The organism is Flavobacterium sp. LHD-80 (assembly GCF_030929605.1).
Lineage (GTDB): Bacteria > Bacteroidota > Bacteroidia > Flavobacteriales > Flavobacteriaceae > Flavobacterium.
Genome location: NZ_JAVFVS010000001.1, coordinates 492,827 through 515,644 on the forward strand (window position 1 = coordinate 492,827; position 22,818 = coordinate 515,644).

The 22,818-nt window shown below is 33.1% G+C and carries 24 protein-coding genes; 12 read left to right on the top strand and 12 right to left on the bottom strand.

Annotated elements, in window-relative coordinates:
- Positions 1-2: 2 nt before the first annotated feature.
- The gene (rlmD, locus tag RB619_RS02100; RefSeq protein WP_308093551.1) at positions 3-1,415 is read right to left on the bottom strand and encodes a 23S rRNA (uracil(1939)-C(5))-methyltransferase RlmD; all 1,413 of its coding nucleotides are present in this window, start codon (positions 1,413-1,415) and stop codon (positions 3-5) included.
- 334 nt (positions 1,416-1,749) lie between these two features.
- Here rlmD and RB619_RS02105 point away from each other — a divergent pair, with 334 nt between their 5' ends.
- Positions 1,750-2,625: a HAMP domain-containing sensor histidine kinase gene (locus RB619_RS02105; protein ID WP_308093554.1), complete on the top strand. Its 876-nt coding sequence runs from the start codon at positions 1,750-1,752 to the stop codon at positions 2,623-2,625.
- Between the two features lie 106 nt (positions 2,626-2,731).
- Here RB619_RS02105 and RB619_RS02110 read toward each other — a convergent pair whose 3' ends face one another.
- The 4 genes from RB619_RS02110 to epsC all read right to left on the bottom strand — a co-directional run bounded on the left by RB619_RS02110 (position 2,732) and on the right by epsC (position 6,077).
- Complete coding sequence (locus RB619_RS02110) at positions 2,732-3,133, bottom strand: hypothetical protein (protein WP_308093556.1); 402 nt, start codon at positions 3,131-3,133, stop codon at positions 2,732-2,734.
- A gap of 149 nt (positions 3,134-3,282) precedes the next feature.
- The gene (locus RB619_RS02115; RefSeq protein ID WP_308093559.1) at positions 3,283-4,269 is read right to left on the bottom strand and encodes an aldo/keto reductase; all 987 of its coding nucleotides are present in this window, start codon (positions 4,267-4,269) and stop codon (positions 3,283-3,285) included.
- A 127-nt stretch (positions 4,270-4,396) separates the two neighbouring features.
- The gene (cysM, locus tag RB619_RS02120) at positions 4,397-5,284 is read right to left on the bottom strand and encodes a cysteine synthase CysM (RefSeq protein ID WP_308093561.1); all 888 of its coding nucleotides are present in this window, start codon (positions 5,282-5,284) and stop codon (positions 4,397-4,399) included.
- Position 5,285: 1 nt separating this feature from the next.
- Positions 5,286-6,077 (bottom strand): serine O-acetyltransferase EpsC, encoded by a 792-nt coding sequence (epsC, locus tag RB619_RS02125; protein WP_308093563.1) that lies wholly within the window; start codon positions 6,075-6,077, stop codon positions 5,286-5,288.
- 388 nt (positions 6,078-6,465) lie between these two features.
- Here epsC and RB619_RS02130 point away from each other — a divergent pair, with 388 nt between their 5' ends.
- Positions 6,466-7,167 (top strand): DUF1003 domain-containing protein, encoded by a 702-nt coding sequence (locus tag RB619_RS02130; RefSeq protein WP_308093565.1) that lies wholly within the window; start codon positions 6,466-6,468, stop codon positions 7,165-7,167.
- Between the two features lie 22 nt (positions 7,168-7,189).
- Here the strand turns inward: RB619_RS02130 and RB619_RS02135 are convergent, their stop codons facing one another.
- Positions 7,190-7,456, bottom strand: coding sequence for a DUF2752 domain-containing protein (locus RB619_RS02135; RefSeq protein ID WP_308093975.1), 267 nt, complete (start codon positions 7,454-7,456; stop codon positions 7,190-7,192).
- 124 nt (positions 7,457-7,580) lie between these two features.
- Here RB619_RS02135 and RB619_RS02140 point away from each other — a divergent pair, with 124 nt between their 5' ends.
- Both RB619_RS02140 and RB619_RS02145 read left to right on the top strand, forming a co-directional pair.
- A complete protein-coding gene (locus tag RB619_RS02140; protein ID WP_308093567.1) occupies positions 7,581-7,766 on the top strand; it encodes a hypothetical protein in 186 nt (61 codons plus the stop codon).
- Entirely contained in the window at positions 7,756-8,307 is a 552-nt protein-coding gene (locus RB619_RS02145; RefSeq protein ID WP_308093569.1) for a Smr/MutS family protein, read from the top strand. The genes RB619_RS02140 and RB619_RS02145 overlap by 11 nt, the downstream gene beginning before the upstream one ends.
- 149 nt (positions 8,308-8,456) lie before the next feature.
- On the opposite strand, the gene RB619_RS02150 is transcribed toward RB619_RS02145, so the two are convergent.
- Positions 8,457-9,467 (bottom strand): hypothetical protein, encoded by a 1,011-nt coding sequence (locus tag RB619_RS02150; protein ID WP_308093573.1) that lies wholly within the window; start codon positions 9,465-9,467, stop codon positions 8,457-8,459.
- 86 nt (positions 9,468-9,553) lie between these two features.
- Between RB619_RS02150 and RB619_RS02155 the strand changes: the two genes are divergently transcribed.
- Positions 9,554-10,678: a cysteine desulfurase family protein gene (locus RB619_RS02155; protein ID WP_308093575.1), complete on the top strand. Its 1,125-nt coding sequence runs from the start codon at positions 9,554-9,556 to the stop codon at positions 10,676-10,678.
- Positions 10,679-10,750: 72 nt separating this feature from the next.
- Here the strand turns inward: RB619_RS02155 and RB619_RS02160 are convergent, their stop codons facing one another.
- Positions 10,751-11,311 carry an L-threonylcarbamoyladenylate synthase gene (locus RB619_RS02160; RefSeq protein ID WP_308093577.1) on the bottom strand — a complete coding sequence of 187 codons (561 nt, stop codon included), beginning with the start codon at positions 11,309-11,311 and terminating at the stop codon, positions 10,751-10,753.
- 130 nt (positions 11,312-11,441) lie between these two features.
- Between RB619_RS02160 and RB619_RS02165 the strand changes: the two genes are divergently transcribed.
- The gene (locus tag RB619_RS02165) at positions 11,442-12,548 is read left to right on the top strand and encodes a glycosyltransferase family 4 protein (protein WP_308093579.1); all 1,107 of its coding nucleotides are present in this window, start codon (positions 11,442-11,444) and stop codon (positions 12,546-12,548) included.
- A gap of 7 nt (positions 12,549-12,555) precedes the next feature.
- Complete coding sequence (locus RB619_RS02170) at positions 12,556-13,326, top strand: Kdo domain containing protein (RefSeq protein ID WP_308093583.1); 771 nt, start codon at positions 12,556-12,558, stop codon at positions 13,324-13,326.
- On the opposite strand, the gene RB619_RS02175 is transcribed toward RB619_RS02170, so the two are convergent.
- From RB619_RS02175 to RB619_RS02185, 3 genes are all read right to left on the bottom strand, one after another.
- The gene (locus RB619_RS02175) at positions 13,323-14,093 is read right to left on the bottom strand and encodes a glycosyltransferase family 2 protein (protein WP_308093586.1); all 771 of its coding nucleotides are present in this window, start codon (positions 14,091-14,093) and stop codon (positions 13,323-13,325) included. The two genes, RB619_RS02170 and RB619_RS02175, sit on opposite strands and share 4 nt — an antisense overlap.
- A complete protein-coding gene (locus RB619_RS02180) occupies positions 14,090-15,166 on the bottom strand; it encodes a glycosyltransferase family 9 protein (RefSeq protein WP_308093588.1) in 1,077 nt (358 codons plus the stop codon). The genes RB619_RS02175 and RB619_RS02180 overlap by 4 nt, the downstream gene beginning before the upstream one ends.
- A gap of 109 nt (positions 15,167-15,275) precedes the next feature.
- Positions 15,276-16,091, bottom strand: coding sequence for a 2,3,4,5-tetrahydropyridine-2,6-dicarboxylate N-succinyltransferase (locus RB619_RS02185; protein WP_308093590.1), 816 nt, complete (start codon positions 16,089-16,091; stop codon positions 15,276-15,278).
- Positions 16,092-16,377: 286 nt separating this feature from the next.
- Between RB619_RS02185 and RB619_RS02190 the strand changes: the two genes are divergently transcribed.
- The 3 genes from RB619_RS02190 to RB619_RS02200 all read left to right on the top strand — a co-directional run bounded on the left by RB619_RS02190 (position 16,378) and on the right by RB619_RS02200 (position 19,183).
- Positions 16,378-17,010 carry a PAS domain-containing protein gene (locus RB619_RS02190; protein WP_308093592.1) on the top strand — a complete coding sequence of 211 codons (633 nt, stop codon included), beginning with the start codon at positions 16,378-16,380 and terminating at the stop codon, positions 17,008-17,010.
- A gap of 136 nt (positions 17,011-17,146) precedes the next feature.
- On the top strand, positions 17,147-17,563 hold the full coding sequence (gene ruvX / locus RB619_RS02195) for a Holliday junction resolvase RuvX (RefSeq protein ID WP_144337179.1): 417 nt from the start codon (positions 17,147-17,149) through the stop codon (positions 17,561-17,563).
- Positions 17,564-17,689: 126 nt separating this feature from the next.
- Positions 17,690-19,183, top strand: a complete 1,494-nt coding sequence (locus RB619_RS02200) for a malate:quinone oxidoreductase (RefSeq protein ID WP_308093597.1) — start codon at positions 17,690-17,692, stop codon at positions 19,181-19,183.
- Between the two features lie 43 nt (positions 19,184-19,226).
- On the opposite strand, the gene RB619_RS02205 is transcribed toward RB619_RS02200, so the two are convergent.
- Positions 19,227-21,449: an FUSC family membrane protein gene (locus RB619_RS02205; RefSeq protein WP_308093599.1), complete on the bottom strand. Its 2,223-nt coding sequence runs from the start codon at positions 21,447-21,449 to the stop codon at positions 19,227-19,229.
- A gap of 202 nt (positions 21,450-21,651) precedes the next feature.
- Here RB619_RS02205 and def point away from each other — a divergent pair, with 202 nt between their 5' ends.
- Positions 21,652-22,242 (top strand): peptide deformylase, encoded by a 591-nt coding sequence (def, locus tag RB619_RS02210; protein ID WP_133524870.1) that lies wholly within the window; start codon positions 21,652-21,654, stop codon positions 22,240-22,242.
- A gap of 60 nt (positions 22,243-22,302) precedes the next feature.
- On the top strand, positions 22,303-22,791 hold the full coding sequence (locus RB619_RS02215; RefSeq protein WP_308093603.1) for a DUF5606 domain-containing protein: 489 nt from the start codon (positions 22,303-22,305) through the stop codon (positions 22,789-22,791).
- The last annotated feature ends 27 nt before the right edge of the window (positions 22,792-22,818 follow it).

The following is a 22,818-nucleotide window of genomic DNA, read 5'->3' on the forward strand; positions in this document are numbered from 1 at the left end:
TATTAGCGAAGTTCTAAAAGTACAACATTTTCGACATGATGCGTCTGTGGAAACATATCAACCGGACGTACACGAGTAACTTTGTATTTTTCATCCATCAAAGCCAAATCACGTGCTTGTGTAGCCGAGTTACAGCTTACATAAACTACTTTTTTAGGCGCAATTTTTAAAATCTGATCGATTACTAATGCGTGCATTCCATCTCTTGGCGGATCTGTAATGATAACATCTGGTTTGCCATGCTGTGCAATGAAACTTTCGTTGAAAACCACTTTCATGTCTCCAACAAAAAACTCGCAATTGGTAATATTATTGCGTTCGGCATTTGCTTTAGCATCTAAAATGGCTTCAGGAACACTTTCTACACCAATTACTTTTTTTGCTTTTTTAGAAACAAACTGAGCAATAGTTCCAGTTCCTGTATATAAATCATAAACCGTTTCGTTTCCTGTCAGTCCAGCAAAATCACGTGTAATTTTGTACAATTCGTAAGCTTGATCTGAGTTTGTCTGGTAAAATGATTTAGCATTGATGCTGAATTTTAAACCTTCCATTTCTTCTAAGATATAATCTCTTCCTTTGTAAAGTTTGATATCCTGATCGTAAATAGTATCGTTTTGTTTTGCATTTACAACATATTGCAATGAAGTGATTTGCGGAAATTTCTCATATAAATGATCTAAAACCAATTCGCGATTTGCTTTGTCATCTTCAAAAAACTGAATCAAAACCATGATTTCGCCCGTTGAAGCAGTGCGAATCATTAAGGTTCTCAATAATCCAGAATGTTCTCTCGGATTAAAGAAAGCCAAGTTATGTTCATTAGCAAAATCTCTAATTTCGTTTCTGATTGCGTTTGAAGGGTCTTCCTGCAAATGACATTTTTGAATGTCTAAAATTTTATCCCACATTTTAGGAATATGAAATCCTAATGCGTTTCTGTTTCCTAAATCTTCTGTGCTTCCAATTTCTTTTTCAGTTAACCAACGGCTGTTTGAAAAAGAAAATTCCATTTTATTTCTGTAGAAAAACTGTTTTTCAGAACCTAAAATATCTTCAAATTCTGGAAGTTCAACTTTTCCAATTCGTTGTAAATGATTTTTTACTTCGTTTTGTTTGTAATACAGCTGTTGGCTGTATTTCATATTTTGCCATTTACATCCGCCACAAACACCAAAATGATCACATATTGGTTCAATACGATGTTTAGATAATTCGTGAAATTTCACGGCTTTTCCTTCGTAGTATGCTTTTCTTTTTTTGAATGTCTGTACATCCACAACATCGCCGGGCACAACATTTGGAATAAAGATTACTTTTCCATCAGGAGCTTTTGCTACTGATACTCCTTTTGCTCCTGCGTCTAAAACTTCAATTTGATGAAAGACAACTTTGTCTGTATTTTTTCTTCCCATAGCGCAAAAATAAGGGTTTGTAAACTTTTATAAATTTAATTTTCAAAATATTTTATCAAATTGTGTAATTTAACAGATTAATTGAGTTTAAAAGTTAACTTTGTTTTTTAACAATTGTCCCAAGTGCTACGTTTTTAATCTATAGTATTGTTATTTTTTTATGAAGTTATATCATAATCTGTCACAAATAAGTTTTCTAAAAAAAAGTTATGCTTTTAAATTTTTATTTGTTGCATTCATAGGAATCCATATCCCATTAATTGGTATTCTGCTTTTTGTACTCTTTTCATCGTACAATATTTCTGTTGCCTCTGTTATTATTTTTGCAATAATCATGACATTATTGGCTACCGCAGTGACATTGCTGGTTTTAAATCAATTGATTATGCCAATATCTATTGCTTCAAAATCGCTGGATGATTATAGAAATAATCGAAAACTTTCGGTTTTGCCTACAGAATATACTGATGAAGCAGGATTATTGATGTGCAATATTCAGGAATCAATATATGAGTCTGAAAGTTTTATAAATGAAAAACAGGATTTGATTTATATGCTTTCGCATGATTTAAAAAATTTCGCAGGAAATCCGCAGGGACTGGCAAAATTGATTTTAAGCGAAAATCCATCAGAATCGGTTAAACATTTGGCTGAATTAATTTGCGAATCGACTAATTTGCAATTTCGCTACATTGAAAACTTTATTAAATTGCTGAAAGAACAGGATCAGGTTGTGAAACTTAATCCAGAAGCTAAAACGATCGCTTTTACCAATATTGTGCCTTTTATCAACGAACAGGTTGAGCAGCGATTAATAGATAAAAATATTACCTTAAATATAAGTTTAGATGCATCTGAAGCAAAACTGCGAATCGACGAAGGTTTGCTGGTTCAGGTTTTGGTAAACTTAATAAGCAACGCAATAAAATTCTCTTATTTTGACAGCGAAGTCAAAGTCCAAATTTACAGTGAAGATTCGAAATTAAAGATTATCGTTGCTGATAAAGGTATTGGGTTTGATAAAAACCAAATTGAAGAATTATTTAAAAAATTCACCAAAATGAGCCGATTAGGCACTGCAAATGAATTGTCTACCGGAATTGGTCTTTATTTATGCAAAAAAATAATCGAACGTCATAAAGGTACTTTGAACGCTGAAAGTGAAGGCAAGAACAAAGGAGCCGAGTTCAAGATTGAATTTGATCTTTAGTTTTTTTTTTTAGGTTCTAAGATTCTAAGGTTCTGAGGTGCTAAGATTAAAAAAAAACTTAGAATCTTAGAACCTTAGCATCTTAGTATCTCAGAAACTGAGCGTCTCATAAAGCTACATTCCACAGTAATACTGGTTTTCCTTCAGCACAACCAACTCCAGCTGGAGGTATGGCAACATCACAGGGTGACATAATATTCCATTTTACATTAAATGCTGCTCTTGCCTCGGTATAGGTTTTTACTTTGGCCAGAAATTCGGCTGTGTTTATTTTTTTAGAATAAGCAATATATTTTTCTGGTCCGCCACAAGCTTTTGCACCAATTGCAGTGAAATCCCAATCTTTAGAATCAGTACAAGCCTCCGAATTTACCTTCGAAAGCGTTACAATTTCCTGATACATTCTTTCTAATTCTTGAGCGTTTTTTTCTTGAGCTTCATTTTCATCGCTACTACAAGAAGTTATTATTAGACAAAGAATAGCGAATATAAAACTTAATTTTTTCATGGTTAATGATTGAAGGTTAGTCTTATATATAGATGTGTGAATTCAAAAAAGGTTGCGTAAAAAAAAAGATTCTAAGATTCTAAGGTACTGAGATGCTAAGAAAAAAAACTTAGAACCTTAGAATCTCAGAAGCTTAGTATCTCAGAAAGCTACCATAAGTGATGAACAGATGGTTTTATGTATTTTTCATAAATCGCATTCATTGCAGCAATTTTTTCTGGACTTATTTTAGGAAGATCATAAACAGATAAATTAGATAAAACATGATCTGCTTTTGAAGCGCCTGGAATAATACAGCTAATTTCTTCAAAATTCAAAATCCACTGCAACGCAATAGGAGCAAGATTTGGATTTTCTGGAAATAAAGCTTTTAGTTCTTCAACAGCTTTTAGACCTAATTCATAATCAATTCCTGAGAAGGTTTCGCCTTTGTCAAAAGCATCTCCGTTACGATTAAAATTACGATGATCTTGAGGTTCAAAAGTAGTTTTTGAATCAAATTTACCTGTTAAAAGTCCGCTTGCTAAAGGAACACGTGCAATGATTCCGATATCTTTTTTCTTTGCTTCAGAGAAAAACAATTGCGAAGGACGCTGACGAAACAAATTAAAAATAATCTGAACTGTAGTAACATTTGAATATTCGATGGCTTTTAAAGCTTCTTCTACTTTTTCAACGCTTACGCCAAGATTTAAGATTTTCCCTTGATCTTTTAGACGATCAAATAATTCAAAAATTTCTGGACGATAATAAACTTCAGTAGGAGGGCAGTGCAACTGAATCAAATCAAGAGCTTCCAGTCCAGTTCTTTTTAAACTGTCTTCAACAAATTTCTGAAGCACTTTTGGCTGATAACCTTCATTCACATGCGGATTAATAAATCGCCCACATTTTGTAGCGACATAAATTCGTTCTGATCTTGAGCGTACTACACGTCCAACCGCAGTTTCGCTTAAACCGTTTTCATAGACATCGGCAGTATCAATAAAATTAACACCATTGTCGATTGCTGTGTTTATAAGAGCATCGGCTGTTTTGTCATCAAATCCTGATCCCCATTTTCCTCCAACTTGCCAAGTTCCAAGTGAGATTTCTGAGATATTAAAGTTTGTTTTTCCTAGTTTTCTGTAGAGCATTTTTTTTGAGGTTCTAAGGTTCTGAAATGCTAAGATTCTAAGTTTTTTTTAAATTGCTAAGGTTCTAAGAAACTATTTTTTTGAAATCTTAGCATATTAGTGGCTTAGAACCTTAGCATCTTTTTTATCAATCAAATAAATCTGAAGACAAATAACGATCGCCACGATCACAAATCACTGCAACCACAACTCCCGATTCTAATTGTTCGGCGATTTTTAGGGCAACGGCAACAGAACCGCCACTACTCATTCCGGCAAAAACACCTTCTTCAAGCGCTAAACGTTTTGTCATTGCTCGAGCTTCTTCTTCACTAACATCGATAACGGTGTCAACTTTTGAAGCGTCAAATATTTTTGGCAAATATTCCTGTGGCCATTTGCGAATTCCCGGAATCTGAGATCCATCACTTGGCTGTGCGCCGATGATTTGTATCGCTGGATTTTTTTCTTTTAAATAAGTCGAAGTTCCAATGATTGTTCCTGTAGTTCCCATTGCCGAAACAAAGTGCGTTACAGTTCCTTCGGTATCATTCCAGATTTCTGGGCCAGTTGTTTTATAATGTGCTTTCCAATTGTCATCATTGGCAAATTGATTTAGCATGATGTAACCACCTTCTGCTACTTTTTTATCGGCATAATCTCTAGAACCAATAATTCCCTCTTCGGCAGGCGTTAAAATCACTGTAGCGCCATATGCACGCATGGTTTGAGTTCGTTCTTTTGTTGAATCTTCAGGTAAAACCAATTCAATTTCAATTTGAAACAATTGCGCAATCATCGCCAGAGCAATTCCGGTATTGCCGCTGGTTGCTTCAATCAGTTTGTCACCTTTTTTAATTTCGCCTCTTTCTAAAGCGGATGCAATCATATTATATGCCGCTCTGTCTTTTACACTTCCGCCAGGATTATTTCCTTCAAGTTTCAGTAAAAGTTTTACGTTTTTATTTTTAACCAAATTGACAGTTTCCATCAATGGAGTATTTCCAATTAGGTTAAGCAATTTCTGTGGACTCATTTTATTTTTTTTCTTTTATTTTAACTTCTGTTGTAGTGGTATTCAGAACGATAGAATCTGCAGGAACCGATTTTGTAATCCAAGCATTTCCGCCCACAATACTATTTTTTCCAATAATAGTTTCTCCGCCCAAAATGGTTGCATTAGCATAAATACAGACATTTTTTTCTACAGTTGGATGACGTTTTGCGTTTTTCATTTCTTTGCTTACGCTCAAAGCGCCAAGTGTAACGCCCTGATATATTTTTACATGCTTTTCAATAACTGTAGTTTCGCCAATAACGATACCCGTTGCGTGATCAATAAAAAATGGCGATGCAATTTTAGCTCCAGCATGAATATCTGTTCCCGTAATTCGGTGCGCGTATTCACTCATCAATCTAGAAAACAGCAATAAATCAAGCAAATATAATTCGTGGCTTAATCGATAAATAGCAATAGCGTAAAAACCCGGATAAGCCAAATAAACTTCATCAATACTGTTTGATGCTGGGTCATTTTCTAAAATATAAGCGGCGTCTTCATTTAATTTTTCTAAAACGCCCGGAAGTTTTTCTAGAAATCTGTCCCAAATCGATTCGCATAAGTTTTCTGGTTTTTGACAAGCCAAAACTGCAATCTCTTTAAAACGAATTTCGAGATCGTCAATGCTTTTGTCTAAAGCGGCATTCGAATCAAAAAGAGTATAAAAAAGCTTCTCGGTAAAATCTTCTGTTTTAGTTTTGATTCCGTAATTTATGTTTGAATGGCTTTTTAAAGCTTTGATATTTTGTATGATAGTGTCTTTTGTCACAATGGTAAAATTGATTGGATATTTTGAAACGTTAAAAGTAAGGCGTTTTTTGTAAATAAGGGCAGGAATTAACTAAAGAAATTTTGCATTGCTAATCCTATTTGTGATAATTAAATGATTGATAAATACAGCTCAATCCATTGGGGTATTTGGTTTTGTTAAACACATAGAAACATAGATTTTATTTGTAGAAAAGAGTGTAAAAAGAAACCAGTTTCTAACACATAGCCAAACTATGTTTATTAAAAACAAGTGAAACGCCTTTTTTGCGCCTCCTAAACCTATGTTTCTATGTGTTTGAATTAATTGGACTCAACGGTTAAATACAGTTATTTTGTATGTCTCTTAAAAACTTAAATGCGTAAATTAGCCTGTAAAATTTTTAAAAATGAAAAATATTTCAACTTTCAAAAGTGCTATTTCTGGTCTTGAATTGCCAGACAGTGAGAAAATCTGCGGAAAATCAATTCATGATCCTATTCTTGGCCTAATTATCAAAGATTATCCTTCGTTTTGTGACGATGATTGTATTTCGGTTCAGGAATTAAATGATTATCGTCAAAAATATATTTCGAATTATTTATCTAGTGAAATCGGAATGCTTTCAGATCTTGAAAAAAGTGTTATTTCATCTTTAAAAGAAGACAAATCTATAGTAAGTATTGTTGAAGATGAAGACGAAACAAGAAACTTTGGCCAAAAAATAGCTGACAAAGTAGCTGATTTTGGCGGAAGCTGGACTTTTATTATTTCGTTTGTACTTTTTATTGTCATCTGGATTAGTGCAAATGTTTTGGTTTTGGTGAATAAAGGCTTCGATCCGTATCCATTTATTTTGCTTAATTTGATTTTATCGTGCATCGCTGCATTGCAGGCGCCAGTAATTATGATGAGCCAAAATCGTCAGGAAGAAAAAGACAGAAACCGTGCTAAAAAAGATTTTATGATCAACCTAAAATCAGAATTAGAGATCAGAATGATTCATGATAAAATCGATCATTTGATCATGCATCAGCAACAAGAATTGATCGAAATTCAAAAAGTTCAAATCGAAATGATGAACGATATTTTGAATCAGATCAAAAAATAATCCCGAGGCTTCGGGACAAAAATTAAAAGTAAAAGTGTTTGAGGTAATAACCAAAAACAACAAAAAATAGATTCAAAAAAGCTAAATTCCAAATGAGCTTTTTGTATTTTTTTGATTTGTCGAAAAAGTAAAAAACACAAAACCCGAAAAAAAATAGAGTAGAATAAAGCGCCGGATACATTTTAAAAGCGGCTAAAAATTCGCCTTGAAAAAGTAAGAATAAAGAGCGCTGAAAACCACAGCCAAGACAGTCAAATCCGAAGAGGTATTTGAACAGGCAAGGGATCATGTAATGGTCTAAATTCAAGGAGATGGTTTTTGCAATTTTACGAAAAAATATTCGATCGCAATTTAAAAGAAACGAACTACTATTTTAAAGTTTTATACTTTTGAAATCTTATACCGAAATAAAAATGAAAGCTTTTAAAATTTTAATAATGATTCTTGCCATTGGAGTAGCGCTTTATGAGCAAGTTTCTGAAGATAAAAATATCTATATCATGATTGCTGCAATTGTAGTTTTCATGTACGGAATGATGCAGCTAAGTGCAAAAACGCCAAGTAAAAATCAAGATAAAGACGAAGACGATGTTGAGTAAAGGAGATAAGGTTTCGGTTTTAGACGAAGCTATAAACGGAACGGTAGTTCAAGTGAAAAACAACGAAGTTTTGATCGAAACTGAGGATGGTTTTACGATGACATTTTTTGTCAATGAATTAATTAAAATTCAGGAAACCAGTAATTTAATGAATTCTATTAAAAGAATTGATTTAGATAAAATTTCGAAAGAGAAAACAGAGCCAAAACCGAGAAGTTTTGTAAAAGAAAAGAAAGATAAGCGCGAAATTTCGGCGCCTGAATTTGATTTGCATATCGAAAAATTAGTTCCAAATAAACGCGGAATGTCGAATTATGATATTTTGACTTTGCAAACTGAAACAGCAAAAAGACATATTGAATTTGCAATTAAAAACAGAATTCCAAAAATTGTTTTTATTCACGGTGTCGGCGAAGGAATTTTAAAAGCCGAACTTGATTTTCTTTTAGGCCGTTATGATGGATTAGATTTCCAAGATGCCAATTATCAAAAATATGGTCTTGGTGCAACCGAAGTTTATTTTAGGCAAAACAATAAATAAATTATTTTTCAGGCTTTAAAATTGTCGTTTTTAAAGCATAAAAAAACATCCGTTTTTCGCTCTGATTCTGTTAAGAATTCAGCTTGAAAAACGGATGTTTTTTTGTAAGAATTTAAAAGTGCTTTTTTAAGCAAATTATTATGTTGTATTTATGGAGCTATTGTTGTTACTTCTCCTAAATAAAAATCGGTAGCCAGTTTAAAAGTACTGTTTCCTTTTTTCATTGTTGCATTTTTGATATATACTTTATGTTTATAAACTTTAAGAGTATGGGTTGTAGTGATTTCTATAATTCCACTTACATTTGCAACACCTGCCACGCCTACCCAAGTATCTTTTACCGCTGGAGTGGTTGGAGTTGCATCTACACAGAAATATTTTTCTTTAGGTAATTCAGGTAAATTACCAGAATATATTCTGTAATATAAATTATTTGATGTAACAGCCGGATCTTTTGTAGGTAAACTAATTAAGCTTTTTCTTGGTTGTCCTGTTGGAGTATCTTCATCTACAATTAATGATTTGTCTAAATTTTCTATAACAAGTGCGTTTGATAAATTATTGTTATAAACTTTAAACTGAACGTTGCAGTATTTTGCAACTTCATCTGTAAAAGCTACAACAACAGGTTCAGCAGTTGTTTTGAAATCTCCAAAAACATATTCATCATTAACTAGTACTGGGCCTGGTTTTGAAAAAGTCGCATTTACTAAAGTAATATTGTGATTATATCCAACAATTTCTGTATGTCCATCAGCTGGAGCTGGAGTTTTGTTTATTTGTTCAGTTACAATTTGTAACTTACCAGAAAGTGCACGCCATTCCTGATTAACGTTTGGTGTCGCTGGAGGAATTGCATCACAAACATTTGATACTGAAACTGCGCCGTCATATGCTCTGTAAAAAAAGCGAAAGGTTTTGTCATCAATATCATAAACTAATGGTTTACCATCTACTGTAGCATCATTTATAAGTTTGCCTTCAGGCATCTGCAATAGCAACGTTTCCTGAGGTTTAAGTTTGTAGATCAGGGTATTAGTTGTAGGGTCACAGGTTGTAGCAGCCACATCTTTAAAATCAAGGGTTTCTACAGTTAAATCACCATCATCGCAGCCGTTTAATAAAAGCGCAAATAACAGAAGGCTTGCATATTTTTTCATCGTAATTTTATTTGGGTCAAAAATAGTGAAAAATTTGGCAAATGATATTGAAGATTGGACAATTGATATTTTATAACTTTGCAGTAATGAAAAAAGTATATCTCGATAACGCCTCTACGAGCGCCATGCGTCCTGAAGTGATTCAGGAAATGACAAAAGTAATGACAGAAGATTTTGGTAATCCGTCTTCTACGCATAGTTTTGGACGAAATGGCAAAACTATTTTAGAACTTTCCAGAAAAAGCATTGCCAAACATTTAAACTGTTCAGCACAGGAAATTATTTTTACTTCTGGCGGAACTGAAGCGGATAATTGGATTTTGCGCTCTGCGGTTGAAGATCTTGGCGTAAAACGAATTATTACTTCTAGAATTGAGCATCACGCTGTTTTATATACTGTTTTGGCTTTAGAATCTGATTATGCTATTCAAGTCGATTATGTCAATGTAAATTCAGATGGAAGTATCGATTTAACGCATTTGTCTAATTTATTATCAGAAGATAAAAAGACAATTGTAAGCTTAATGCATGTAAACAACGAAACAGGGACAATTTTAGATCTTGAGCGAGTTGGTGTGATTTGCAAACAATACAGTGCTTTATTTCATTCTGATACTGTGCAGTCGGTTGGGAAAACAGAAATCGATCTACAAAAAATACCAGTTGATTTTATCGTGGCAAGCGCACATAAATTCCATGGTCCAAAGGGAGTCGGATTTGCGTTTGTTCGAAAAAATTCAGGATTGCAACCTTTGATTTTTGGCGGTGAACAGGAAAAAGGCCTTCGCGCTGGTACCGAAGCTGTTCATCAAATTGCTGGAATGGCGAAAGCTTTGGCTGTTTCGTATGAAAATTTGAATGAAGAAAGAATTTATATTTCGGGCTTAAAAAACTATCTTATTGAACAGCTCGAAATTCATTTTCCAGGTTTTAGAATTAACGGAAAAAAAGACGATTTCTATAATATCATCAATATAATTTTGCCTTTTTCTTCAGATAAAACTTCAATGTTGTTGTTTAGTCTGGATATGAAAGGAATTGCAGTTTCCCGCGGAAGCGCATGTCAATCAGGAAGCATAAAACCGTCACATGTTTTAAAAGAAATGCTTTCAGAAACCGATTTAAAATTACCAAATCTCCGAATTTCATTCAGCCATTACAATACTAAAGAAGATATCGATTGGCTTATTGAGAGTTTGAAAACGGTTTAAAGTTTCAGGTTTCAAGTTTCAGGTTTCACGTTCTGCTTGTAACTTGAAACCTGAAACTTGAAACAAAAAAAACTATTTACGTATCACTTTTACCTGTGAATCGTTTGTCAATTTTATAATTGTCGATGGTTTTCCGCCAACTTTATCGCGATATAAGTTTACAACATAATCAACTCCATTAATAATTTCAGGGCTAATTTCTTTAAACGACATTGGCGTTGGCTGTCCTGAGATATTGGCAGAAGTCGAAACTAATGGTTTTTTCATTCTTTCCATCAACTTAAAGCAAAAAGGCTCTTTTACTAATCTAATTCCAAGTGATTTGTCAGCTGAAATAACATTGTGAGCCACATTTCTGGCATCGTCAAGAATTAAAGTAGTTGGTTTTTCAGATAAATCTAAAATTTGCCAAGCTACTTCTGGAATATTTTTAAATACATTGTACATCATTTTTTCCCCGTTCATCAACACAATCATGCTTTGTGTTTCGGCGCGTTGTTTCAATTTGTAGATTTTGGCAACAGCTTCAGGATTAGTAGCGTCGCAACCAATTCCCCAAACAGTATCAGTTGGATAAAGAATAATTCCTCCTTCTTTAATGACTTCGTAAGCTTTAATTATTTCTTCGTTCATTGTAAAATTTTAATGCTATTTGAAATGCAAAGATAATGATTCCGATTTGCAGAGTTTCTTAATTGATCTTTTATCTGTATTTTTATAATTACAACCTTATATTTGCATACCTAAAGAAATATTATAAAATATGAAAATACTGCACATTTCTGGAGCGAAAGCCTGGGGAGGAAACGAACAGCAATTGGTTTATTGTATTCCTGAATTGAATAAATTAGAAGTTGAAAATGTTGTTTTTGGAATAAAAGATACAGTGCTCGAAAAGCTTTCTTTAGAGAATAATATCTCTTTCATCCCAGCTCAAGACAGAAAATTGGTGAAGTTTTCAAATTATAAGCAATTTAAAGAAGTTGTAAAAGCAGTCCAGCCAGATTTGATTCATCTTCACACCAGCAATTCATTGACATTTTACGTTTTAAGCAATTTGTTTTTAAAATTGAATGCGAAAGTTGTTTTTTCAAAAAAAGCGATCAGTGCAAGCAGCAGTTTTGTCAGTAAGTTTAAATACAATTCAAAAGCGATTGATGCTGTTTTTTGTGTTTCAAATGCCGTTAAAAACAATTTTGCAGAAGTTCTTTCAGTTTTAAATAAACCTAAATTGACGGTTGTTCCAGATTGTGTTCCGTTGGAGATTTTAAAGAAAAATCCAAGTGTTAATTTGAGAGAGAAATATAATATTGCTGAGGACAAATTTATAATTGGAAACATTGCTAATCATACAGATGCAAAAGATATAGTAACATTAATAAATACAGCTGATTATCTAGTAAATGTGCTGAACAGAAAAGACCTTGTATTTTTTCAAATTGGCAACTTTTCAAAACGTACTGACGAATATCTAAAACTTGCGGCACAAAAAAATCTGACGGATAATGTTATTTTTACAAATACAATTGAGGACGCATCTGGGTTGAACAAACAGTTTGATGTTTTTTTAATGACTTCACAAAGAGAAGGCGGTCCGACTTCAGTTTTAGAAGCGATGTTGATTGGTGCTCCAGTGGTTTCAACTAAAGTTGGTATTGTTCCCGAAGTGATTACTGACGGCATAAACGGTTTTATTTCTCCAATTAAAGATTTTAAAAGTTTAGGTGATAATATAGATAAACTTTTGAATGATAATGAGTTGAGAGCAAGTTTTATCGAAAAAGGCAAAATAGCCATTAATGAAGGTTTTATAGCTCCAGTAATTGCTAAGAAAACAGCTGAAGCGTATAAAAAAGTAATAAATTCATAACTATTGTATGACTGCGAAATTTAAATTTTCTGGAGCCGTAAAAAGCTCAAAAGATATTCTTTCTCTTATTCAAAATTTTCATACTTCGGGCGAACTTTTTGGAAATGGAGACCGAAATAAAATTAAATTGTTTGAATTGAATGGAAAAACGATTAACATCAAATCATTCAAAATTCCGAATATCGTAAATAAGATTGCGTACAAATATTTCAGAAAATCAAAAGCCAGACGTTCATTTGAATATGCTACTATTTTATTAGAAAAGAATATTGGAACTCCTGAACCAATTGCATTTCTTGAAAATTTTAATTTTTTAGGTTTAAAAGACAGTTATTACGCAAGTGAACATTTAGTAACCGAATTGACTTATAGAGAATTAGTTGAAAATCCAGAATATCCAGATAATGACAATATTCTGAGACAGTTTACCAAATTTACTTTTGATCTTCACGAAAAAGGAGTTGAGTTTTTGGATCATTCGCCAGGAAATACTTTGATTAAAAAAACTTCAGAAGGTTTATACGATTTCTTTTTGGTCGATTTAAACCGAATGAATTTTCATGAAAATATGAGTTTTGAACAACGCATGAACAACTTTAGCCGCTTAACGCCAAAGAAGGAAATGATTGCGGTGATGAGCAATGAGTATGCAAAGTTTTATACTGAAAAAACAGAGGTCGAAATTTTTGAAAAAATGTGGCAAGCAACTTCTGATTTTCAAGAAGAATTTGCGAGAAAGAAAAGGCTGAAAAAGAAACTTAAATTCTGGAAAGCCTAGTTTTCAGATTGAAGTTTTTTTAGTTTCTGAAAGCGCACAGAGACACTCAGCGCGTTTAAATAGCAAATAATTATGCCTTTTTTACCGTCTAGAAATCCGAGTCTTAATAAATATTGGTTTGCGAACTGATAAACGGGACGGATATAAAAATGAAAAAAGTTGGGCTGCGTATTTTTTAAAAACTCCTCTTGCGCTTTTAGTTGTCCGTAAAAAATCATTTTTTGCTTGTAATCTTCAAAATTTGAATACGAATAATGAGTAAGCTTGTTTTTTAATTTTTGCGTTTTTCCAGATACAACAAGCTTTTCGTGAACAATTTTTTCATGATTGTAAAATGCATTTTCTTTTTTGAAAAGACGAATGATTTTGTCAGTTTGCCAACCGCTGAAACGCAATTTTTTGCCTTCAAACATAAAATTTCTCCTTACAAAATAAGCTGAGGCACTATTTTTTTGTTGGATTACAAAACTTATCTCGTTTTGAAGTTCTGGTGTCAATCTTTCGTCTGCATCCACAAAAAGGATCCAGGAATGCGATGCATGGCTCAATGCATAATTTCGTTGTGAGGCAAAATTGTCAAAAATACGCTGTACAATTTTAACGCGCGGTATGCTTGAAGCGATTTCAAAAGTTTTGTCTGTACTGAAAGAATCGACCACGATAATTTCATCGGCGAAAGCCAAATGATCAAGAACCGATTTTATATTCTGTTCTTCATTGTAGGTAATGACCAAAGCCGTTAAAAGTTGTTTTTCCGGCAAAATCATTTTGTAGAAACGCTTAGATTTTGATTCAAAAACAATTCAATTTTATCCTTAAAAAATTCAGGTTTGAATTCCTGATATAAAGACAACGCTTCTTTTTTGAGCATTTTTTCAGTTTTTTCCTCAAATAAATCAGGTCTGTAATCTTTTAAATGAACGGAAAGATGATGAACGCCATCTTCAAAAGTAGCCCAGATTTTCTTTTCGATCCAAGGAGAAAAAATAATAAAAGAAGGTTTTTCTAAAGCTTTTGCCATATTTATTGCACCGCCGTCGTTTCCAACAATCAAATCGCATTGATTAACTAGACCAATAAATGAACGAAGATCTCCACCTAATAAATCAAAATAAATTTTTTCTTGTGTAGAAGATTTGCAAGCATTAAAAACGATTTTTGCTTCTTCAATCTGCTTCGGAAAATAATTAAAAAGAATATTTACATCTGCATGATCAGCAACATAATCAACCACTTTAGACATAAATTCTAAAGGATAAGTTTTTAAAGTTTCACTACCCAATAAACTGATCATTACGGTTTTTCTATCTTTTTGAACTTGATGTTTTTCAAAAAGAGCAATTGCTTCCTGATTTTCTCTTTCAGAAACAAACAATTTCGGAATTGGATCAATTTTAATTTTTAAATCCAAAGGTTCTAATAAGGACAAACGTCTTTCGATTGCTAATCCCAAATTTGTTTTAGGGAAAGGTTCAAAAGGGACATTGTCGGTATACAAAAAGTTTCTGCCTGGTTTTTTATAGGAAATTTTTCTTTTCGCATTACTCAATAAAACCAGGATCCAGCTTTCTAATTTTGAATAAGCATCAATTAAAAGATCATATTTTTCGTTTCGAATTTGTAAACCAAGTTTCAAAAGTTCTTTTTTGTTTTTACGGTGTTTTTCTTCAAACAAAATAATGTTGTCGATACTTGAGTTTCCTTCTAAAACTGGAGTTGTAGAAGCATAAACGAGATAATCTATTTGAGCGTCGGGATAAGCAGTACGCAGATTGTTGCATATAATGCTGCTGACCAAAACGTCCCCAATCATTTTTTGCTGAATTACAAGTATCTTCATATAGAAAAAATAGAATCTTTTTTTTGTTGGTTACAAATTGAAGCAAAAAAAATCCAAATTCCAATTATAAGGTTGGAATTTGGATTTTTTAATTCGGATTTTCTAAAAATTATACTGCAACGTCGTATTCGCGAAGCGCATTATTTAATGAAGTCTTTAAATCTGTAGATGGTTTACGAGTACCAATAATCAATGCGCATGGAACTTGGAATTCTCCAGCAGCAAATTTCTTAGTGTAGCTTCCTGGAATTACAACAGAACGTGCAGGAACAAAACCTTTCATTTCAACCGGTTCATCACCAGTAACATCGATAATTTTTGTTGAAGCAGTTAAACATACGTTAGCACCAAGAACAGCTTCTTTTCCAACGTGAACACCTTCTACAATAATACAACGAGAACCAATAAAAGCACCATCTTCAATAATTACCGGAGCTGCTTGTAATGGCTCTAAAACGCCACCAATTCCAACACCACCGCTCAAGTGTACGTTTTTACCAATTTGTGCACAGCTACCAACAGTTGCCCAAGTGTCAACCATAGTTCCTTCGTCAACATAAGCACCAATATTTACATAACTAGGCATCAAAATAACACCGCTAGAAATATAAGCTCCGTAACGTGCAACTGCGTTTGGCACTACACGAATTCCTTTTTCAGCATAATTTCTTTTTAGTAACATTTTGTCGTGGTATTCAAAAATACCAGATTCCCATGTTTCCATTTTTTGAATTGGGAAATACATTACAACTGCTTTCTTAACCCATTCGTTTACTTGCCAGCCTTCACCTACAGGTTCAGCAACACGTAATTTTCCTGCGTCTACTAGTTCGATAACTTCTCTGATAGCATCAGTTGTAGCAGTTTCTTGTAATAAAGCTCTGTTTTCCCAAGCTTGTTCAATTATAGTCTGTAAAGAATTCATAAGTTTTAATTTTTGGCAAAGATAACGTATTTGTGGAAAAGCGGAAAAGTAAAACCTTTTTGAAAATGTTATATATGTAACATTTTGTTTTTAATTTGATAAATAAGAAATCTGAATGTATTTATTAATTAAATTAAAAGCCATCAAAAGTTTTTTTTATATCAAAATATGACAAAAATCAGATTTTGCCTTTTTTCTTCCAACTACTTTCGCAGCATTAATTCTGAAAAAGCGGAAATAGAATTAATTAAAACCATTCCAAAACAAATTTTATAAGCAGTATAGTATGAATCAAGAAAATCAACTCCAGAACAGAATTGCAGTAATTGATAAAGAAGTTACTTGGGATAAAACGCAAGTCATTATGAGTAAAACAAATGCCTTTGGTATTATAGAATATGCCAATGAAGTGTTTGTTGATGTTTCGGGATATGAAGATTATGAATTGATGGGACAGCCACATAATATTATAAGGCATCCAGATATGCCAAAGGTTATTTTTAAAGTGCTTTGGGAAAATTTGAAGCAAGGAAAAAATTTTCATGCCATTGTAAAAAATTTAGCAAAATCTGGCCGATATTATTGGGTGATTACTGATTTTGAAATAGCAAAAGATGAAAATGGAGTGATTGTAAATTATTTTGGACGAAGACAATCTGTCCCGCACGAAGTAGTTTCGCTACACATTGAACCTTTGTACAAAAAGCTTTTGCAGATTGAAGCGGCTAGCGGTGTAGAGTTTAGTGAAAAGTATTTAATTGGTTTTCTGGAAGAGAAAAAGAGATCGTATGTTGAATATATTAAGGAGTTGATTCTTGAACATGAAAAATCACAATCTAAGTTTTTGCAGTATGAACAACAGCTTGAAGAGGAAGAAGAGGAGGAAAGAGGTTTTTTTAGAAGACTATTTAATAGGTAATTGAATTTTTTAGGGTTTTGAATATTTTGGGTGAATCCGCTTTGAAGTTTTTTAAAGCGGATTTTTTTTGGTTTTTAGAATATTGGATTATTGAAATCAAAAAATTAAAATAGTTATCTTTGATAAAAATTTTAAAATGCCAAGAATACTTTCCATAGACTACGGACAAAAGCGCACCGGAATTGCTGTTACCGATGAAATGCAGATTATTGCATCAGGCTTAACTACAATCCCGACCAATACTTTAATCGATTTTTTAAAAGATTATTTTGCCAAAGAAAAAGTCGAAGCGGTTTTAATTGGCGAGCCAAAACAAATGAACGGACTTCCTTCAGAAAGTGCTTCAATAATAAAAGGTTTTGTGACTCATTTTTCAAATATTTTTCCCGACATGAAAGTGGTTCGTGTTGACGAGCGTTTTACCTCAAAAATGGCTTTTCAAACCATGATCGACAGCGGACTGAGCAAAAAACAGCGTCAAAACAAAGGATTGATCGATGAAATTTCTGCAACGATTATGCTTCAAGACTATCTTTCTTCTAACCGTTTTTAAGTTTCGGGCTTAAAAATTTCACTTTATTTAGAAAAAAATATGATTTCCTAACTTTTATCATGCAAATTTTAGTTTTTTTTTGCGATTGAAAAAAGTACCTTTGCATTTTTAAAAACAAATACTGTTATGCCTGACAATACAATACGTTCTAATAGTGAAGTAGTGCTTATTGGAGCTGGAATTATGAGTGCAACTCTTGGATTAATTTTGAAAGAGCTGCAACCGGATATTAAAATTGAAATTTACGAAAGACTGGATGTTGCCGCAGCAGAAAGTTCTGATGCATGGAATAATGCAGGAACAGGGCACTCTGCTTTTTGTGAATTAAATTATACACCAGAAAAGGCTGATGGAAGTATTGATCCTAAAAAGGCAATCAGCATAGCAGAATCTTTTGAAATTTCACGCCAATTTTGGTCTTATTTGGTACAAGAAAAGAAAGTGCCTTCTCCCGAAAATTTCATAAAAAGCGTTCCTCACATGAGTTTTGTATGGGGTGATAAAAACGTAAAATACCTAAAAACAAGATTTGAGGCATTGCAAAGCAATCCAATATTTTCTGAAATGGAATTCAGTACTGATTTCGAGCAATTGAAAAAATGGATGCCACTAGTAATGGAAGGCAGAGAGAATAACGAAGCATTAGCGGCGACGCATATGGAAATTGGTACCGATGTCAACTTTGGTGCTTTGACCAGAAGCATGTTTAATTATCTTGAAAAATTGGATGGTGTAAGTTTGTTTTTTAATCATGAGGTTAAGAAATTAAAACAACGTGAAGACAAATCATGGAGAATTAAAATCACTGATCTTTCAACTGGACAAAAACGAAAAGCCTATACTAGTTTTGTATTTATTGGAGCTGGTGGAGGTTCATTGCCTTTATTAGAAAAAGCAAATGTTCCTGAAGGGAAAGGCTACGGAGGATTTCCAGTAAGCGGTCAATGGCTAAAATGTACAAATCCAGAAGTTATTGCAAAACATCAGGCTAAAGTTTATGGTAAAGCAAGTGTTGGCGCACCTCCAATGTCTGTACCTCATATTGATACTCGTGTAATTGATGGTGAAAAAGCGTTGCTTTTTGGGCCATTTGCAGGTTTTTCAACTCGTTTCTTGAAAAATGGTTCCTATTTAGATTTACCATTATCTATAAAATCAAACAATTTAATTCCGATGTTAGCTGCCGGATATCACAATATTCCGTTGACAAAATATTTAATCGAGCAAGTACGTCAGTCTCCAAAAGACCGAATGAAAGCACTTCGCGAATATTTGCCTTCTGCACGTTCAAAAGATTGGAAATTAGAAAAAGCTGGACAACGTGTTCAGGTTATCAAGAAAGATGAAAAAGAAGGTGGAGTTTTAGAATTTGGAACTGAAGTAATCAATACGCATGACGGAACTTTAGCAGTGTTATTAGGGGCTTCTCCAGGTGCATCAACTGCTGTAGCGATTATGGTTGACCTTGTAAGCAGATGTTTTACAAATCAAATCAAAACACCAGAATGGGAAGCAAAATTGAAAAAAATGATTCCTTCTTACGGACAAACATTAAATGACAAACCTGAGCTTTTAGCTAAACTCAGAAAAGAGACTTCTGAAGTTTTGAAATTAAACTAAAATCCAAGTTTTTATATATAGAAAAGCAGCAAATCCAGATTGATTAATCTGGATTTGCTGCTTTTAATTCCTTTGTTATTTTTAAAATCTTTTCGGCAAGATTGCTCATCCAGATCAATTGTTCAATTACTAATTGAGCTTCTTGCATTTTGGCTTGACGTGTTTCTTTGTCAAGTTCGTCATCTTCGGCCAGACGCGTAAAGTTTTTTCGTTTCAGTTCTTCAAACTGCAGGGTTACATCTTCTTTATCAAAAAAAGTATCATTTATAATCGTTTCATTTTTCAAAATAGAAATGGAATGGTCTAAATTTGATAAAATCGTTTTGATTATATAATTAAATGAATCTGATGCCGATGTTGTCTGATGCGACTGAATATAAGTTGATAATGAAGCCAAAGCTGATAAAATAGAGTGATTTAGTACTACTAATTTATTTACCAAAGGCAATGTTTTTTGTTTTGATTTTGGTTCCTGCATCATACGCTGAAACGAAGTCATCAAATTTCCAATTTCAACAAAAGCATGTTTTCTGGCTAAGCGGTACGAAGTTGGAATTTCACCTTTTTTATTATAAAAATCAGCGATTTCTTTAAGATAATTTCGGTTGGACCGAATCGAATTTTCAATATGAATCGGTGTATTTATAAACTCCCAAGCCGGCCACAAAAACTGATTTGCTAAAAAGGCCAAAATAGCTCCAGCAAGCGAATCTAAAATCCTGAACTGAATTACTTCGACAACATTTGGCGTTAAAATTCCGTAGATAAAAACAACATACATCGTCACGAAAGTGGCGCTTATCTTGTAATTTATCTGAGTGAAAGAAATTCCCAAAAGCATACAGACAATTGAAAAGATGCTCAATGCAATATGATTTTGAACAACCGATACGATTCCGAAAGCAAATAATCCTCCTAAGATAGTTCCGAAAATTCTATTGTACGAGCGCTCTTTTGTCAGTCCATAACCCGGACGCATAATAACCACAATGGTCAATAAGATCCAATAGACATTTTGAAAAGGAAGGATTTTTCCAATCAAAAAACCAATCAGAATTGTAATCGTCAATCGCAAAGAATGTCTGAAAATAGAAGATGAAAAGCTTAAATTTTCAGTCAAAGTTCTTAAAGGATAATATTGTGGTGTTAGGAATTTTTCAAGTTCCTTATCTTTATCTTTTAGCTTGTAAGACTGCATTGCAAGCGAGAAAGCACGCTGAATAATTTTGATTTTTCCAACTTGATTTCTAGCATATTTCAGCATATTTGTCAGCATCAAAACGCCTTCTGAAGCTTCTTCTTTGCCTAAACTTTTTTCATAATCAAAAATGGCAAATTCAAGAGCGTCCAATTCGTTTTTTAAATCATTTTTATCGACATAGACGGCAATGTGATGTACATTTTTAGAAAGTTTTTTTAAGGTCGAAGCTAACTTATATGCTACATTTTGATACGTTCTAAGTACTTCTGGATGTTTGGCAAATTTTTCATGAAGTTTGCTGTGATCAAATGAAGTATATAAAGCAAGTTCCTGAATTTCGACCAAAGTAATAAAGACTAATAACATCTTTCGATTTTGAGCCGTTGCTGCCGAAGTATTTTGATTACCAATAAGCATTTTTCGTAAATCTTCATGAATCAAATTCAATTCAACTTGAACCGCTAATTGTTTTTCCGTAATAGCATCTCTATTTGCTTCTGGATTCCACAAATCACCTCTTAATTTGAGGTATTTAGCGGTAAGTTTTATTCCTTCTGCAATTTCCAGTTCAACATATTTGTAAGGTTGTATAAAGTGGAAGACAAGCGATACGATTAAGTACAAAATGCCTCCAATAAATATAAATCCAGCATATTCAAACGCTTCCCAACCTTGATGTAAATGACCAAATGATAATGAAATCGAAAGTAAAGCAGAAAAAGATACTAATGTTGCGCGTTGTCCATAAACCGAAATCATAGAACACAAAAACAATAAAAACCCTAAGAAAGGATAAAACAAAACCGGATAAGGGTAGGTAAAGTTTACCAACAAATTAACTCCCGAAACAATAAAAGAAGCTACAATAAGTCCTTTTATTTTATGGCTCAACGAACTTGGAATATCACTTGGATACGTATAAAATGCTCCAAGCGCAATGGTAAATCCAATTTCAAAATGTCCTAAGAAGTTTAAAATCAAGACAGGAACTACAGAAGCAATGGTTACTTTTGAGGCATTTAAAAAAGAAGTACTGTTCGTGAATTTCGAGATGCGATCAAACATATATAGAGGTTTACTAACAAAGGTAAGAATTGTACGAATTAATTTGGCATAATTATGGATGAGATTTTAACATTCGGGCAAAAAATGCGATATAATATATTGTTTAGAATTATTAGTAGACTATTTTTTACTATTTTTGCCAGCTGAATTATGGGAAACTAAAATTCAGTTTTACAGTAGATAATGCAATAAATTAATACAAATGATTTTACCAATTGTAGGATATGGAGATCCTGTTTTAAGAAAAGTAGGTGTGGCAATTACGCCAGAATATCCAAACCTAAAAGAAACGATAGCAAACATGTATGAAACCATGTACAATGCTTACGGTGTTGGGCTTGCTGCTCCTCAGGTAGGTATGGCAATTCGTTTGTTTGTTATTGATACAACTCCTTTTAGTGAAGATGATGATTTAGGATCTGATGAGGCTAAAGAATTAAAAGGATTCAAAAAAACTTTTATCAATGCTAAAATCGTTAAGGAAGAAGGAGAAGAGTGGAGCTTTAATGAAGGCTGTTTAAGTATTCCTGATGTACGTGAAGATGTTTACAGAAAACCAACCGTTACGATTGAATACTGTGAAGAAGATTTTGTCATGAAAACAGAGGTTTTTGACGGATTAATTGCAAGAGTTATTCAGCATGAATACGATCATATTGAAGGAGTTTTGTTTACAGACAAAATATCTTCATTGAAAAAACGTTTGATTCAAAAGAAATTAAAAAATATTACAGAAGGCAAGACTTTTCAAGAATACAGAATGAAATTTGCTGCCGCTAAAAAAGGAAGATAATTGTTCTTTACAAGAGCAAAAAAAATACAATAAAATTCTTAATACTAATATTAATACAACATGAATTTAGACAAAATTTTAGCCATTTCAGGGAAACCAGGTTTATATGTACTAAAAGTGCAAACTCGTACAGGTTTTGTGGCAGAATCATTAACAGACGGAAAAAAAATCACAGTAAACTTGAAAAGTAATGTAAGTTTATTGTCAGAAATCTCAATTTATACATACGAAGGCGAAAAACCATTAACTGAAGTAATGCAAAAAATTGCTGCTAAAGAAAATAAAGGTCAAGCGATTTCGCATAAAGAAGATAATGCTAAGTTAAGTGCATACTTTAAAGAAATTTTGCCAGAATATGATGAGGAAAGAGTTTATCCATCTGATATTAAAAAAGTATTAAACTGGTACAACACACTTCAGGCTAAAGGTTTAGTAACTGATTTAGCTCCATCACCAGCAGAAACAGCTGAAGAAGCTCCTGCAGCTGAAGAAAAAGCACCAGCTAAAAAAGCGCCGGCTAAAAAAGCAAAAGCAAAAAAAGAAGAATAGTAATTCCTTCTTTCAAATATATTAATC

Bases quoted from the DNA above. Each gene is read 5' to 3' on its own strand.
- rlmD (WP_308093551.1), bottom strand. From the start codon at position 1,415: ATGGGAAGAAAAAATACAGACAAAGTTGTCTTTCATCAAATTGAAGTT.
- RB619_RS02105 (WP_308093554.1), top strand. From the start codon at position 1,750: ATGACATTATTGGCTACCGCAGTGACATTGCTGGTTTTAAATCAATTG.
- RB619_RS02110 (WP_308093556.1), bottom strand. From the start codon at position 3,133: ATGAAAAAATTAAGTTTTATATTCGCTATTCTTTGTCTAATAATAACT.
- RB619_RS02115 (WP_308093559.1), bottom strand. From the start codon at position 4,269: ATGCTCTACAGAAAACTAGGAAAAACAAACTTTAATATCTCAGAAATC.
- cysM (WP_308093561.1), bottom strand. From the start codon at position 5,284: ATGAGTCCACAGAAATTGCTTAACCTAATTGGAAATACTCCATTGATG.
- RB619_RS02130 (WP_308093565.1), top strand. From the start codon at position 6,466: ATGAAAAATATTTCAACTTTCAAAAGTGCTATTTCTGGTCTTGAATTG.
- RB619_RS02135 (WP_308093975.1), bottom strand. From the start codon at position 7,456: ATGATCCCTTGCCTGTTCAAATACCTCTTCGGATTTGACTGTCTTGGC.
- RB619_RS02140 (WP_308093567.1), top strand. From the start codon at position 7,581: ATGAAAGCTTTTAAAATTTTAATAATGATTCTTGCCATTGGAGTAGCG.
- RB619_RS02145 (WP_308093569.1), top strand. From the start codon at position 7,756: ATGTTGAGTAAAGGAGATAAGGTTTCGGTTTTAGACGAAGCTATAAAC.
- RB619_RS02150 (WP_308093573.1), bottom strand. From the start codon at position 9,467: ATGAAAAAATATGCAAGCCTTCTGTTATTTGCGCTTTTATTAAACGGC.
- RB619_RS02155 (WP_308093575.1), top strand. From the start codon at position 9,554: ATGAAAAAAGTATATCTCGATAACGCCTCTACGAGCGCCATGCGTCCT.
- RB619_RS02160 (WP_308093577.1), bottom strand. From the start codon at position 11,311: ATGAACGAAGAAATAATTAAAGCTTACGAAGTCATTAAAGAAGGAGGA.
- RB619_RS02165 (WP_308093579.1), top strand. From the start codon at position 11,442: ATGAAAATACTGCACATTTCTGGAGCGAAAGCCTGGGGAGGAAACGAA.
- RB619_RS02170 (WP_308093583.1), top strand. From the start codon at position 12,556: ATGACTGCGAAATTTAAATTTTCTGGAGCCGTAAAAAGCTCAAAAGAT.
- RB619_RS02175 (WP_308093586.1), bottom strand. From the start codon at position 14,093: ATGATTTTGCCGGAAAAACAACTTTTAACGGCTTTGGTCATTACCTAC.
- RB619_RS02180 (WP_308093588.1), bottom strand. From the start codon at position 15,166: ATGAAGATACTTGTAATTCAGCAAAAAATGATTGGGGACGTTTTGGTC.
- RB619_RS02185 (WP_308093590.1), bottom strand. From the start codon at position 16,091: ATGAATTCTTTACAGACTATAATTGAACAAGCTTGGGAAAACAGAGCT.
- RB619_RS02190 (WP_308093592.1), top strand. From the start codon at position 16,378: ATGAATCAAGAAAATCAACTCCAGAACAGAATTGCAGTAATTGATAAA.
- ruvX (WP_144337179.1), top strand. From the start codon at position 17,147: ATGCCAAGAATACTTTCCATAGACTACGGACAAAAGCGCACCGGAATT.
- RB619_RS02200 (WP_308093597.1), top strand. From the start codon at position 17,690: ATGCCTGACAATACAATACGTTCTAATAGTGAAGTAGTGCTTATTGGA.
- RB619_RS02205 (WP_308093599.1), bottom strand. From the start codon at position 21,449: ATGTTTGATCGCATCTCGAAATTCACGAACAGTACTTCTTTTTTAAAT.
- def (WP_133524870.1), top strand. From the start codon at position 21,652: ATGATTTTACCAATTGTAGGATATGGAGATCCTGTTTTAAGAAAAGTA.
- RB619_RS02215 (WP_308093603.1), top strand. From the start codon at position 22,303: ATGAATTTAGACAAAATTTTAGCCATTTCAGGGAAACCAGGTTTATAT.